This window comes from Desulfatiglans anilini DSM 4660, from assembly GCF_000422285.1.
Lineage (GTDB): Bacteria > Desulfobacterota > DSM-4660 > Desulfatiglandales > Desulfatiglandaceae > Desulfatiglans > Desulfatiglans anilini.
In genome coordinates this window covers 28,142-40,891 of the sequence record NZ_AULM01000006.1, presented here as the reverse complement: position 1 = coordinate 40,891, position 12,750 = coordinate 28,142, and the positions used below count along the sequence as shown (strand labels likewise).

Here is a 12,750-nt window from a genome sequence, read left to right as displayed (position 1 = left end):
CTCCGTTACCAGGTGGCTTTCAGCAAGCCCGTCGGACGAAAGATGAGGACGATGACCACGGCGGCATAGGGGAACACGATGGCGAACTGGGGCAGGATCAAAATGCCGATCGCGTCGGTCAACCCGAAGATCAGGGCGCCCAGGAGCGCCCCCCAGATATTGCCCAAACCGCCGATGATGACGATCAGAAAGGCCTGGATGATGATGGCATGATCCATACCCTGGGTGATGTTCTGTGTCGGGGCGACCAGCGCGCCGCCCAGGCCGGCCAGAAAGCAGCCGATGATGAAAACCGCCGCGAAGACCCAGCTGACGTTGATCCCCACGGCGCCGACCATCTCCCGGTCGACCGATGCCGCGCGGGCGATCTTGCCGATCTTGGTCTTGTTGGTCAGGAACCACAGGCCGAAGGCCACCACGGGGCCGACCAGCAGGAGGAAGAGGTTGTAGCGCGGAAAAGGGAGATTAAGGATAGTGAAAGAACCCTGGAGCATCGGCGGGAGGGAGAGCGACCGGTAATCCGAACCCCACACCAGCTTGACCAGATCCGAGAAGACGAGCATGAAGGCAAAGGTGAACAGGAGCAGCATCAGGTGCTCCCGCTCGTACAACCGGCAGAAAAGCCCGCGCTCCACGATCAGGCTGATGAGAGCCACCCCGAGCGGGGCCGCCAACAGGGCGACCGCGAAGCCGGCCGGCCCCCCGATGAAGACCGCGACCGAGTAGGCGAGAAAGGCGCCGATCATGTAAAGCGAGCCATGGAACACGTTGGGGATGCGCAGCACCCCCAACACGAGGCTCAACCCCGATGCAACGATGAAGAGGATGGTCGTCCGGCTCAAACCGACCAGGACCTGCTGGAGCAGAGCTTCCCAGGACACATGCGCTGCGAATTCCATTTTGCGAAGCCCCCAGGGTGTCGGTGAATTTCCTGTCAAGGCATTCAAGGGCCGGAGGCCGCCGCTGGCGGCCGCGAGGGCGGCGGTATCCGGCCCTTGTCTGTTTCGGAAAGAGGGGCTATTTGGCTTCGCGCGTCTTGGCGATCTCCTCGCAGCTCGGTATGATCTCTTCTGCCGGTATAGTCACGATATCGGAGGCAATGAGAAAATCGTAGCCCTCCACCTTCTTGGTCACCCCCATGTACATGGGCAGCATGGCCTGGTGGTCGCAGGCACGAAGGGTCACCTTGCCGACCGGTGTGGCCAAGTCCATTCCCTCGACGGCATCGATGAACTTCTCGGTATCGAAGGCGCCGGCCTTCTTGTACCCTTCGATGATGAGCTGAGCGGTGATGTAGCCGTAGAGGGCCCCCACCTTCGGCTCGCGTCCGAAGGCCTTCTTGAACTCCTCCACGAAGCTCTGATTTTCCGGGGTTTCCGGATAGTAGTAGAAGTAGTTCGAGGTCCCGATCACCCCTTCAGGCGCTTCCAGGCCGAGGGGCTTCAAGGTGGACAGTTCCGTCGCGGTGTGCATGAAGAAGGGCACCTGCTTGTTGAAGCCGGTCGCGTGGGCGGCCTTCAGGAAGGGGACGCATCCGGCCCCGCCGGTGGCGATGATCACCGCATCGGGCTTCGCCGAGAGAATCGACGTGATGTAGGGCGTGAAGTCCGGTTCGCCGAGCTTCCACCAGGACTGCCCCAGGAGCTCGACCTCGGGCTTCAGCTCCTTCAGGTGCTTCCAGGCGTTTTCGGCGATGGCGTGACCGTACTCATAATCGTCCCCGGCGATCCAGTATTTCACATAGGGTCTTTTCGCCAGGCCGGCCGCGGCGGCTTTTCCCGCCACCGTCGTGTTTTCCGTGATCTGGAAGACATAGCGATGGCCCGCCTGGCCGCTGATCTTGTCGCTCTTGGAGAACGTCGCAAAGAAGGGGATCTTTTCCTTCTCCGCGAGGTCGGAAATCGCCAGGGCCAGGGCGCTGTTGATCGTGCCCATCAGGATGTCGACCTCTTCCCGCATCAGCAGCTCCTTGGCGGCGGCCAGCCCGATGTCGACCTTGAACTTGCTGTCCCGGGTGACGAATTCGATCTTCCGGTCCAAGACGCCCCCTTCGGCGTTGACCTTGTCAACAGCCAGCTGGAAGGCATCCCGGACATCGTTCGTGTAGGTGCTCGGCGGCCCGGAGTAGCAGTCGACGATCCCGACCTTGATCGGCTTTTCGGCAAGCGCCGAACCAACGCTCCAGACCAGTACCAGACTCAAAAACAAACCTGCCAGCATCATCCAACGTCTCATCCCCTCATCCTCCTTCACATCATAGGGTTCATAGATCGGATACAGCCATCGGAACGCGGGAGTTCATTCCCGTACAGCCTGTTCGTCTTGACAGCGCAAGATGCGACAAGATGTCCGTTTCTTCTGCCGGTTCTATTTTCAACGCTGAAACAACACCGTCTCGGAGCGCGGAAACACGAGGCTCCGATCGAGAAACGCATTTTAACCGTAGCAAGGTTGCACTGGAAATGAATGATTTTCGGTTATGCCGGGTTGATCGATTATGGATCGGTTGTGGAGTGTTTTACATAACACACTTTACTGCAGGTAGTCAAAAACAATTGTGTAAACGAGATGATAATGGGAGTAGAGAGCGCATGCCAGCTGACATGCTGTCCATTGTCAGGCAACCGACGGGGTGGATACGGTGAGATCGGTCAGCGGGAAAGTGTGCGGCAACCTTCCGCCGCCGGACCGCCCTTACCGGGCAATCAGGCCGCTCACCTTGAGCCGCCGGACGACAGCCGGAACCATGGCGGCCCCCAAGGCCCCGAAAAGCATGCTGAACGATGCACTCAGAAGCGCGTGCTGAAGGACGACGGTCTTGTCCATGCCCATCAACCCATCCACCAGAGCAACGGTTCCAAAGCGCGTCGCGGAGGCGAGGGCGCCTGTCACCACCGACCAGAGAAGGCTCGAGAACAGTGCAGGGTGGAAGGCGGCCGCCAGATCCACCACCAACCCCGGCAGGGCGAACTTCAAAATCATCAGCGGACCGCCCTTGCCCATTCCCAGGAGCATGCACACGAAGCCCGCCACCAGCCCCACCAGGGTCGCCGCTCCGAACCTCGCCACACAGCCGCGACCCAGCATGATGAAGAAGATCGTGAAAAACATCGCGTGGCCCGGGATATTCAAATGCAGGCGCAGCGCTGCGCGCGCGATGACGACGAAGGTTGCGCAGAAGGCGATGCAGAGCCCCTCCTGCAGCGTAAAACGTTGGCCCGTGCTGGAACTCACGCTCGCCCTCCCTTCTTCTTCTTGCCGGTCACGGTCCAGGCTCCGTTCACCGCCTCGACCCGCAAAACGGGCTTGCCCTCTTTCAGCTCCGGTCTGAGCCACCCCTGGGAATCCACCATTTCACCGGCATGAAGGCGAAGCCCCGTTCCGTCCTCAACCGCCTGGATCCCCGTTTTCTCCAAGATTTCGCCTACACTCACCCGGCCGTCGAGGTCCCGTATCCCCTCGAGCGAAATGAACCGGCCGTCGCGGCCGGTGCTGCGCAACCCAACCCCCGACAGCGCACCGATGCACCCTTGTCCTGTCTCCCCCAGCCACCAGACCCACACGCCGAGTCTTGCCGCCAGGGCCCGGGCCTCCGCGATGGTCAGGACCTCCCGCTGCGCCCTGAAGCCCAGGTCCTGCAATTCATCCGGCACGGAGGAACGGTAAGCCACGCACAGCCCCGGATTCGCACCCTCGTGAAAGTGGTCCATCAAGAACGCTTTGGCAGTCTCCGCCGCCTCCAGCATCACGTCTCCCTCGACATCCATTTCGATGCAGGCGCTGCTGTTGTGCGAGGTGTAAGGGATATCCGGGTGCAACAGCAGTTGATGACGGGTCACGGTCGTCTGCGCAGAGAACCCCTCTTCCCTCAGCGACGCAGCCAGCATCCGCGATAGACGCCCGGTGCCGATGCTTTCTTCGTTGTCCGTGTCATCGATAGCGATCAAAAGCTTCATTCCGATTTTCCTTCCATAGGTTGTCCGACAAAATCCTCCGGCGGGGCGCCGCATGTTCGCTCCCCCGGTATCGGCTCCCGCACCCCGTAGCCTCTGGCCTCCGCCGCCAGCGCCGCCTCGTTTGCCGTATGGATGACGCGGACCATCAAAGGCACCATGATGCTGGAAAACACCTCTTTCCAATGACGCGGATCCGCAAACCCCCTCAAGCTCAGCGGGACACCCCGCAGTCTTTGCACCTGAACGATTTCCCGCGCCTCCTGCGCCAGGTAGGGCACGAAACGGAGGCTGACCAGGGTCAGAAAGGCGAAGCGCGCCGGCAGCCATTTCTTGAAGACCCTCAGCATCTCCGAGGTCCGCGTCGTGCGCAGCAGAACCGCTCCGGGCATAAAAAAGAGGACGACCTTCGCCCCGGCCAGAACGCCCGGATACCATCCCGCTTCCCACCCGAAGCGCAGGAGATAGAGGAGGACGACGATGACGGTCTGATACAGGAAAAAACGGCTGTCCACCCACCAGTCCCGCAGCCTGAGTCCGCAGCCTGCCATATAGAGCACATTCAGTCCGATCAGCGCGAAAAGCGCAGGGAAGCGGGTCACGGCCACGGCGGCGAACCCCATGACGAAGGTGAGCAGGAGTTTCCAGCCGGCCCCCAGGCGATGCACGGGTGATTCGCCCGCTCGATACTCATAGGCCGCCCCAGCTGAATAGGTCGGCCCTATCCTACGCCGGCGAGGTCTCAAGCCGTCCTCCCTTCATCTCCAACCGCCGTTCAGCCCAGTCCACCGCGGGCAGGTCGTCATGGGATGCGATCAGCACAGCCGTCTGCCAGCGATTCCGGTAATCCGTCAGGGTTTTCAGGAGCCGGCGCCGCTCCCCGAAATCGATCCCGGCAAACGGCTCATCCAGAAGCAGCAGAGACGGGTGCATCGCCATGACGGAGGCCAAGGCTACGCGGTGCTGTTCACCCAGGCTCAGACCCAGGGGGGGACGATCCAGCAGATGCGTCACACCGCAAAGCGCCGCCGATTCCATGACACGCGCCGCCGACTCCTTCTCGGACAGTTTCATACGCAGCAAGGAGAATCCGATTTCCTTTTGCACATTCTCTTCGAAGAGCTGTTTTTCAGGGTTCTGGAGAAGCAGGGCGATTTTCCCAAGGAGTCGGTCCGAGCGATGATTCCCTACCCCTCGAACCTGGACCGTGCCGGCGTCGGGCCTCCTGAGACCGGCTATGCAGCGCAGGAGCGTTGATTTCCCGGCGCCGTTTTCACCATACAGATGGACCCGTTCTCCCGCTCGGATCTCCAAATCCAGTCCACGAAATACCGGCCCTGCAGGGCCCTCGACCTGGAGTCCCTTCAAGGAAAGAATAGGAGGACCCTCGTCTACCAGCCTGGGCAGGTTCTCCCGCCCGCCCGCCGCAGGGCGACCGCCGGCTCTTTGCGGTTCGAAGCAATCCCCGACGCAAATGATACGGCCTTCCTCCATCTGCAGGAACCGGTCTGCCAGTTCCACGAAGGGCTCCAGGTCGTGCTCGGCGACGAGCAGCATTACCCCCCGAGCCTTGAGCCTGCGAAGGATCTGGAGGAGTCTGGCTTTGCCCCTCCGGTCGAGTTGAGCCGTCGGTTCATCCAGAAAGAGGGCACGCGGCCCGGCCGCCAACGCGGATGCCATGCCGAGCCGCTGTTTTTCGCCGGCGGAAAGCTCGCTGACATTGCGCTTCTCGAAACCTTGGAGACCCACGTCATCGAGGGCCTCCCCGACCCGCAAGGTGACCTCGCCGTGCGGATATCCCCTGTTCTGCGGGCCAAAAGCGACATCATCCTCCACCGGCGTCAGCAACACCTGGGATTCGATATTCTGGAAGACCAGCCCGATATCCGATTCCGACCCCGGGCAAACCCGAACCAGGGCGCCCTCCTGACGGCCCCTCTTCAGAAGCCCGCGCAGCGCAAGCAGCAAGGTCGTTTTCCCACAGCCCGACGGACCGCCGACGCACACGCACTCTCCGGTGTGCAGCCTGAGCGCAATATCCCGGAGCGCTGGTGCGGGAGCCCCCGGATAGGTATAGGAGAAACCCCTGACGGAAAGGAAGGTCGCCCTCAAAATGTCCTTCGCCTAGAACCGGAGCTCCGCCCCGGCGTAAAGCATTCGCCCGCTCTGCGGATATCCGTAGGACTCCTCGTAGTCGACGTCGAACAGGTTTTCAGCCCGCACGTAGAGCCTCACGAAATCATTGAAGAGTTTCTGCTCGAGCTTTACGTTGAACAGGACGTAGTCCTCGAGCTCTCCCTCGATGAGCGGGGCCTTCTTGGAATAATAGACCTGGTTCGCGATGTAGAGCATGTTGGCATAGGCCGTAAAACCAGCCGGAAACGTGTATTGGCCTTCCAAAGTCAGCTTGTGCTTGGGACGGTACTGCAGTTCGTCCTTTTCCGTGCCGGGGGAGCGGTCCTCCGCATGGAGAAAGGTGTAGCCGGCCCGCACCAGGGCATTGTCGACCATTGCGGATTCCAGCATCAGTTCGAAACCCTGGAAGCGGTATTCATCGTTGTTTTCGAAGCGGTCGTCCGGCAGGATCTTTTCGATGTAATCCTTGACGTCCATGAGAAACGCCGTGGCCGTGAATCTGCTCTTCGCGGGCAGTTCGCGCTCGAGGCCGAGTTCATAGTTGAGGGAGTTTTCCGTTGTGAGGTCCGGGTTCCCCCCTGCCTCCTCATAGAGCTGACGAATCGATGGAAACCGGATCTTGCGCGCGACCGACCCCCTGAGGCGCGTTTCGGGGTTCAGATCATAGTAGGCGCCGAACAGGAAATTCCCTGCATCGTCGTTGGAGCCGTCCGGGTTGTTCATCCAGTTGTATCCTCCCCCAAGCACGATCCCGAGATCGTCCAAGGGGTTCACCTCATACTCGAGCGACAGGTTGTAGACATTGAGATCCCGGTCATCGGAGTAGTCCCGGAATTCATAGACATTCTTCTTCACTTCCACGTCCCGGATCCTACCTTCCGCTTCCCAGGCCTCCTGGCGCACGTTCAGACCGAAGGTCGCCTTTCCCCTTTCCGCCAGGTCATAGGCCGTCTGGAGCGCGGCCCCCGAAATAGTCGTCGTGTTGTCCTCGTGAAAGGTGCCCTTGATACTCGGGTCGCTCATCGAATTGTAGGCGTTATCGTCATAACGGCTGCGCTCCTCGTCCTGCTGGTTGACGAACACCCAGCCACGCATGCTGAGGGGCCCATCGAAATCATAACTGCTCGAAAGTTGAGCCGAAATCCCATCGAAGTCTTCGACGCGCTCGTATTTCGGGCTGTTGGCGAAAACGTCTTTCTTGTCGTTGATGGTGCTCGGAGGCAGCCCGAACTCCCCGTTTTTGTAATCGACCACGAAACCGACGTGAAGGCGGTCATTGGGCTTGTAGGAGAGGTTTCCGAAGAGATTGCGCCTCTCGCTGTCGCTGTTTTCCCTGAGCCCCCCGTCTTCCTCGGACGTGGGCTTGAAGTCGTCCGACAGCCGATAACCATCGCTGTCATAAACGCTTCCGCTGCCAAAGAAGGTCAAGGCGTCCTTGCCGCCCGAGAGGGTGAAGCGGCCCAGGTTCTGGGAGCCGCTTCCGGCTTCGCCCGCAACTGATCCTTTTACCTTTTGGCCTCCCTGCTTGGTGATGATATTGATCACGCCGGCCAGTCCGCCGTCCCCATAGAGAACCGAATGGGTCCCGTAAGACAGTTTGATCCGGGAGATGTTTTCGACCGGGATCACGGATGGATCGAACTGCCCGTCAAACGTCGAATTGAGTGGAATCCCATCCAGAAGGAGAACGACATGGCGGGAACGCAAACCCCTGAGATCCACCCTTGGAGTCCCTTCCGCACCGCTCCGTATCACCACGCCGGGAAGGAGCTGAAGCGCCTCTGAAAGCGTCCTCACACCCCGGGTTTCGATCTCACTGGCGCTGACCTCCCGTACGGTGCCCACGGCCTCCACGACATCCTGCTCTCCGGTCACGATGATCTCGCCCAATGTGTACGCCGGCTCACCGGCCGCATCCGCCGAAGATTCAGCGCAAACCCCGCTCCCGAACCAACATGCCAGGGAACAGGCGAGCGCCATGATCATCAACCCTTTTCCCATCGTCTCAATCCTCCCAGAAGTAAACCGTTGACTACGCCTCGTCCCCCCAACATTCGCCTCATCCTGAATTTCGTCCCTTCGAAGAAACAGGATCACGATCCCGCCGCACATCGGCCGATAAGGGATCGAGCCACTGGGCGGGGTCCGCCCGCAGCATAAAAGGCACCGAAAAGACATGAAATGTCATGGACAGGGACCTGTCCTTTTTGGAGTGGATGTTTCATCTTAAAGGCTGGCGCGGCTTTATGTCAATCAGGATATAATTTCGATTTTTCAGGACGTCACATGACCTAGGGATGATTCGACCCGGTTGACGTCCATCGACCTCAAAACGCCCATCCGCAGGTGTGCTCGAATACACGACAGGCGAGCCCGCAGCGTCACCCGGGCCTTTTCCCCTGCGTCCCGAACCCGCAAAGGCCCGGGGTGATAAGATTACGCTTGTGTCTTGCGGACTTTTTTGACAGTCTCTGAGGCAGTCCGAAGGGCCGTCCACGCGGAGACCGGGCATCCATTAACGATCAACCCAACAGGAACGGGGGCACCATGTTTACACCTCAGCCAAACGACCTGTGGATCAGGCGCATCTCCCTCAACCTCCATCCACCCAGCCTGAAAGACAACACGGCGGACGCCGACCGGCTCGTCAAGGCCCTGCGCAGGGAACTCGGGAGCTCGAAGGTCGTGGCGGCCTTCACCCTGGGCAACGGCCTCCCGAAGCGCCTGAGGGACGCGCGCTATCAGGTGGACGCCCTCGTCTATGAAGATCAGGACGTCTGGACGGTCTTCGACGCCGTCCCCCGGACGGACGGCGCCGCCGGCATTTATGGACTCGCCCTGGACCTCGGCAGCTCCACGATCGTGCTCCGCCTGGTGGACCTCGCCACCGGCCGGATCGCGGCCGAGCGCAGCTTCAACAACCCGCAGATCGAAATCGGGCCGGACATCCTGACGCGCATCCATTACGCGGGGCAGAACCAGGGGTTGTCCCGTCTGCAGCGGCTCGTGATCGACCGCCTGAACAGGGAGATCGCCGCGGCCGCGGCCGAGAACGGCCTTTCGCCCGGACAGCTGGCCGGCCTGTCGCTCGCCGGCAACACGGTCATGACCCACCTCTTCCTGGGGCTCGACCCCTACTGGATCTGCCGGGAGCCGTATATCCCGGTGATGAACACCCCCCCGATCACTGCCGCGGGCAGCCTCGGGATCGCCATCCATCCCTCGGCACCGGTCTTCGTCTTCCCGAACGTCGGGAGCTATTTTGGCGGGGACCTGATTGCGGGGATCATCGCCTCCGGGATGACCGAACGGGACGAAACGGCCTTTCTGGTCGATGTCGGGACCAACGCCGAGGTCGTGGTCGGCAATCGGGACTGGCTGATGGCCTGCGCCGGGGCGGCCGGCCCTGCCCTGGAGGGCGGCGTGGCCAGCATGGGCATGATGGCGGCCCCGGGGGTCATCGACAAGGTCGTGATCGACCCGGAATCCCGTGAGATCCGGATCCACACGATCGGGGAGCTGCCGCCGATCGGGATCTGCGGCTCCGGCCTCATCGACCTCGCTGCCCAGCTTTTCCTGGCCGGCATGATCGACCTCCGGGGAAAGTTCGTCCGGGAGGCATGCGGCGGACGGATGATCGAACTGGACGGGATCCGCCACCTGACGGTGGTGGAAGCGGAGGCATCCGGAACCGGCGAACCGCTCTACCTGAGCCAGCCCGACATCGATGCGCTCATCCGCTCCAAGGCAGCCATGTACACCATCCTCACCACCATCGGAAACACGGTCGGGATCCCCCTGCACGCCATCGAGCGTTTCTATGTCGCCGGGACCTTCGGTTCCTACATCGACCCCCGGTCAGCGATCACCGTCGGCATGATCCCGGACCTCCCGCTCGAGACCTACGTCTCCCTCGGCAACACCTCGCTCGAAGGGGCCACCCGTGCGCTCCTTTCGGCGGCCGTGCGCCGGGAAAGCCAGGCCATCCGTGACCGAATCACCTACCTCGAATTGAACGTCAACCAGGAGTTCATGAATCTCTTCAGCGCGGCGAAATTCATCCCGCACACGGACCGGTCCCTTTTCCCGTCGGTCGGAGGGGCCTAGGGCGAACGGGCGGACCGGCTCGAGGATGGGGAATCGGTTTGGAGCCCGTCACAGGCGCATCAGGAGAATGGATCCGATGGTCATGGCGACGGCCAGGAGCCGCATGAGGCCCAGCCGCTCGCCGTAGAGGAAGACCGCCAGGAGGATGGGGATGACGAAGTGCATGCCGACGATCGAGATGACCAGAGAGAGAGGCCCTGAGTTCAAGGCCTTCAGGAAGAGGTAATAGCCCCCGAAGTTGATCAGGCCCATCGACAGACCGATCAGGAGGGCCGGCCTCAGGTCGCGGCTCACCCCCTCCTGCTCGAAACGGCGCCGCACCCCGAAGGAAAACACGGTGGAAAGGAAATAAGACAGCGCCATGTAAGCGAGCGGATTCGTGTGCAGCGCAGCGAACTTGCTCGAAATCGAGGCCACCGCCCCGCCCGCGAGCGAGAGGCAGGCGAGGAGAACGCCCCGCCTGGCATTGCGCGACCGGTCCGCGTGGCTGCCGCTCTCCCGGGTGAGGATCAGCATCACGCTCACCGCGAGGACGATGCCGGCCACCTGAAAGGGAGAGAGCACGTCTTTGAAATAGAGGACGGAGAACAGCACCACCGGCACCACATTCAGCCGGATGATCGGGTAGGCGATGCTGGTGGGGATAGCCTTGAGCGCCTCCATGTGAGCCACGGTCGCAAGCAGGAAGGACAGGCTGTTGACGGCCGAGACGACAAGAAGGATTGAAACGTGCCGCTCTTCGCCCCCCGAGACGAAAAAGGCCCCGCCGCTCAGGACCGTCACGGTCCCCATGAAGGCGAAAGAGGTCCAGGCCGTGTTGCACTTCCACTCGGCGGAGACCTTGTAGAGAAAGCGCTGGAGCCCCATCAGGATCAGCGCGCCTATGGCAAATACATACCAGGAATCCACCATCCCGACCTTCGTACCCTGGCTTCCGCGCCCGGTCAACCCTTCCGGGTGAGCCTTTCGAAAATCCTTCCCGGCAGGTTGTCGAACCCGCCGTTGGACATGAACAGGAGCACGTCACCCTCCCGGACCTCGCCCTGCAGGATCTCCATGAGCCCTTCGGCGTGCGGGGCATGGAAAGCCTCCAGCCCGCGGGCGCGGAGATCCTCCACAAGGCGCGCCGAGGAAAACCGCTCCTCCGGGCGGATCTTCTGCATCAACACAGGTTCCGGGATGAACACCCCGTCGGCCGCGTCGAAGGCGAGGGCATAGCGGTCCTGAAAGACGCTCCGCCGGCTGGAGTTCGAGCGGGGCTCGAAGAGGGCGAGAAGGCGCCTGTCCGGGTAGCGGGACTTGACGGCCGCGATGGTCTCCCGAACCGCCGTGGGGTGGTGCGCGAAATCATCGATCACGAGCACCCCGGAGGCCTCCCCCACGACCTCCTGCCGGCGTTTGACGCCCTTGAAGGCCTGCAGCGCGGCAACCGTCTTCGAAGCCTCGATCCCGAGCGCGTCCGCCAGCGCGATGACCGAAAGCGCGTTCGCGATGTTGTGGCGGCCGTAAAGCGGGGTTCCGCAGCGCATGATCCCCTCCTCCCCCTTCAAGACGTCGAAATGCGTCACGGCCCCGATCGTTTCCACTCCTTCGGCGCGCCAATCCATACCGGCCGTAAAACCGTAGCGGACAACCGGGGCCCGGGACCGCCGGACCTCCTCCATCACGACGAGATCCTCCCCGTTCACGATGAGGCGGCCGTCCGGCGGGATGAGCTGGATGAGCTGCGCGAAGCTTTCCCGCACATGCGCGAGGTCCCGGTAGATGTCGGCGTGGTCGAACTCGATGCTGGTCAGGAGGGTCATCCAGGGGCGGTAATGCAGGAATTTAGGGCCCTTGTCGAAAAAGGCGGTGTCGTACTCGTCCCCTTCGATGACGAAATAGGGTCCATCGCCCGCGTTGAAGTTGCGCTCGAAATTGCCCGGGATGCCGCCGATCATGAACCCCGGGGCGAGCCCGGCGCAGGTGAGCACCCAGGCTGCCAGAGAGGCGGTCGTAGTCTTCCCGTGGGTCCCGGCGACGACGATGCAGCGCTTGTCCTCGAAGGCGAAGGCCTGCAGGGCCTGCGGAAAAGAAAGGTAGGGGATGGCGGCGGCAGCGAGGGCGGCGGCCTCCGGGTTTTCCCGCGTGATGACATTCCCGACAATGACCAGATCCGGCCGCGGCATCAGGTTCGCCGCCGCGTACCCCTGGCGGACCTCGATCCCGAGCCGCTCCAGAAAATCGCTCATAGGCGGGTAGGTGTTCTGGTCGGAGCCGGTGACCGTCAATCCGCGCTCCTTCAGCATGCCAGCGAGGGAGGCCATGCCGGTCCCGCAGATCCCCATCAGGTGAATTCGTTCCGGCTTCCCGGGCAGACGGTTCAAGCCGGGATCCAGAAGCGGTCTTTTTGGGTCCATTGTGAGCGGTTGTGCCAAGGCACTCCTTCCTGCGGACAATCCGCGCGCCGGGGCCCTTCCACCCCCGCGGACCGTGAAAAAGCGCGGGGGGCGGAAAAGGCTGCAATCCCGTCCGCACCGCCGGTCGCGACCCGCCACGCTCGGTGGAACGGGTC

General features: G+C 61.9%; 10 protein-coding genes. 1 reads left to right on the top strand and 9 read right to left on the bottom strand.

All coding sequences use genetic code 11. From position 1 onward, the window contains the following. Positions 1-5: 5 nt before the first annotated feature. The 7 genes from H567_RS0107990 to H567_RS23750 form a co-directional block, all read right to left on the bottom strand. Entirely contained in the window at positions 6-899 is an 894-nt protein-coding gene (locus H567_RS0107990; RefSeq protein WP_051184616.1) for a branched-chain amino acid ABC transporter permease, read from the bottom strand. A 118-nt stretch (positions 900-1,017) separates the two neighbouring features. Further along, the gene (locus tag H567_RS0107985; RefSeq protein ID WP_028320994.1) at positions 1,018-2,235 is read right to left on the bottom strand and encodes an ABC transporter substrate-binding protein; all 1,218 of its coding nucleotides are present in this window, start codon (positions 2,233-2,235) and stop codon (positions 1,018-1,020) included. Positions 2,236-2,694: 459 nt separating this feature from the next. Then, positions 2,695-3,234: a hypothetical protein gene (locus H567_RS0107980; RefSeq protein WP_028320993.1), complete on the bottom strand. Its 540-nt coding sequence runs from the start codon at positions 3,232-3,234 to the stop codon at positions 2,695-2,697. Then, positions 3,231-3,956, bottom strand: coding sequence for a hypothetical protein (locus H567_RS23760; protein ID WP_051184615.1), 726 nt, complete (start codon positions 3,954-3,956; stop codon positions 3,231-3,233). Before H567_RS23760 ends, H567_RS0107980 begins: the two co-directional genes overlap by 4 nt. Then, positions 3,953-4,699 (bottom strand): energy-coupling factor transporter transmembrane component T family protein, encoded by a 747-nt coding sequence (locus H567_RS23755; protein WP_153306094.1) that lies wholly within the window; start codon positions 4,697-4,699, stop codon positions 3,953-3,955. The genes H567_RS23760 and H567_RS23755 overlap by 4 nt, the downstream gene beginning before the upstream one ends. Beyond that, entirely contained in the window at positions 4,680-6,065 is a 1,386-nt protein-coding gene (locus tag H567_RS0107965; protein WP_028320992.1) for an ABC transporter ATP-binding protein, read from the bottom strand. Before H567_RS0107965 ends, H567_RS23755 begins: the two co-directional genes overlap by 20 nt. Before the next feature lie 12 nt (positions 6,066-6,077). Continuing rightward, complete coding sequence (locus H567_RS23750; RefSeq protein ID WP_051184613.1) at positions 6,078-8,090, bottom strand: TonB-dependent receptor plug domain-containing protein; 2,013 nt, start codon at positions 8,088-8,090, stop codon at positions 6,078-6,080. A 546-nt stretch (positions 8,091-8,636) separates the two neighbouring features. Between H567_RS23750 and H567_RS0107955 the strand changes: the two genes are divergently transcribed. Next, the gene (locus H567_RS0107955; protein WP_035253722.1) at positions 8,637-10,196 is read left to right on the top strand and encodes an ASKHA domain-containing protein; all 1,560 of its coding nucleotides are present in this window, start codon (positions 8,637-8,639) and stop codon (positions 10,194-10,196) included. A 48-nt stretch (positions 10,197-10,244) separates the two neighbouring features. On the opposite strand, the gene H567_RS0107950 is transcribed toward H567_RS0107955, so the two are convergent. Together H567_RS0107950 and mpl are read right to left on the bottom strand one after the other, a co-directional pair. Further along, on the bottom strand, positions 10,245-11,108 hold the full coding sequence (locus tag H567_RS0107950) for a DMT family transporter (RefSeq protein WP_208598346.1): 864 nt from the start codon (positions 11,106-11,108) through the stop codon (positions 10,245-10,247). 32 nt (positions 11,109-11,140) lie between these two features. After that, on the bottom strand, positions 11,141-12,613 hold the full coding sequence (gene mpl, locus H567_RS0107945; protein WP_244155443.1) for a UDP-N-acetylmuramate:L-alanyl-gamma-D-glutamyl-meso-diaminopimelate ligase: 1,473 nt from the start codon (positions 12,611-12,613) through the stop codon (positions 11,141-11,143). Positions 12,614-12,750: the final 137 nt, after the last annotated feature.

What these genes read in the sequence shown, in the direction of transcription:
- H567_RS23750 (WP_051184613.1), bottom strand. Translation starts at nt 8,090, where the DNA reads ATGGGAAAAGGGTTGATGATCATGGCGCTCGCCTGTTCCCTGGCATGT.
- H567_RS0107950 (WP_208598346.1), bottom strand. Translation starts at nt 11,108, where the DNA reads ATGGTGGATTCCTGGTATGTATTTGCCATAGGCGCGCTGATCCTGATG.
- H567_RS0107955 (WP_035253722.1), top strand. Translation starts at nt 8,637, where the DNA reads ATGTTTACACCTCAGCCAAACGACCTGTGGATCAGGCGCATCTCCCTC.
- H567_RS0107985 (WP_028320994.1), bottom strand. Translation starts at nt 2,235, where the DNA reads ATGAGACGTTGGATGATGCTGGCAGGTTTGTTTTTGAGTCTGGTACTG.
- H567_RS0107990 (WP_051184616.1), bottom strand. Translation starts at nt 899, where the DNA reads ATGGAATTCGCAGCGCATGTGTCCTGGGAAGCTCTGCTCCAGCAGGTC.
- H567_RS23760 (WP_051184615.1), bottom strand. Translation starts at nt 3,956, where the DNA reads ATGAAGCTTTTGATCGCTATCGATGACACGGACAACGAAGAAAGCATC.